Raw genomic sequence first — 631 nt, 5'->3', positions numbered from 1 at the left:
AAAACTTTAACGGAACTGACGCAAACGTCAGGAGACGCTCTACCGTATCAGGTGCATCAGTTCGCCATCGCCCCGGCGAGCCGTGAACTGCTCCATCAACGCATTGAGCAGCGTTTTCATCAGATGTTGGCTTCAGGTTTTGAAGCAGAAGTCCGGGCGCTTTTTGCCCGAGGAGATTTGCATACGGACTTGCCTTCCATTCGTTGCGTGGGTTATCGCCAGATGTGGTCTTACCTTGAAGGCGAAATCTCATACGATGAAATGGTTTATCGAGGTGTTTGCGCCACGAGACAGTTGGCGAAGCGGCAGATAACCTGGCTGCGTGGTTGGGAAGGGGTTCACTGGCTTGACAGTGAAAAACCAGAACAGGCGCGTGACGAAGTATTACAGGTTGTTGGTGCTATCGCAGGCTGAATGTGTACAATTGAGACGTATCGTGCGCAATTTTTTCAGAATCGAAAGGTTCAAAGTACAAATAAGCATATAAGGAAAAGAGAGAATGGCTAAGGGGCAATCTTTACAAGATCCGTTCCTGAACGCACTGCGTCGGGAACGTGTTCCAGTTTCTATTTATTTGGTGAATGGTATTAAGCTGCAAGGGCAAATCGAGTCTTTTGATCAGTTCGTGATC

General features: G+C 48.2%; 2 protein-coding genes. Both read left to right on the top strand.

Going from position 1 to position 631, the window contains the following annotated elements; translation table 11 throughout:
- On the top strand, positions 1-414 hold a 414-nt coding region (gene miaA / locus DMH01_RS42575; protein WP_125685103.1), incomplete at its 5' end, for a tRNA (adenosine(37)-N6)-dimethylallyltransferase MiaA.
- An 85-nt stretch (positions 415-499) separates the two neighbouring features.
- On the top strand, positions 500-631 hold a 132-nt coding region (gene hfq, locus DMH01_RS42570), incomplete at its 3' end, for an RNA chaperone Hfq (RefSeq protein ID WP_125685102.1).

The sequence above is a fragment of the Amycolatopsis sp. WAC 04182 genome (assembly GCF_003947465.1).
Lineage (GTDB): Bacteria > Actinomycetota > Actinomycetes > Mycobacteriales > Pseudonocardiaceae > Amycolatopsis.
This window is presented reverse-complemented; position numbering and strand designations above follow the sequence as displayed.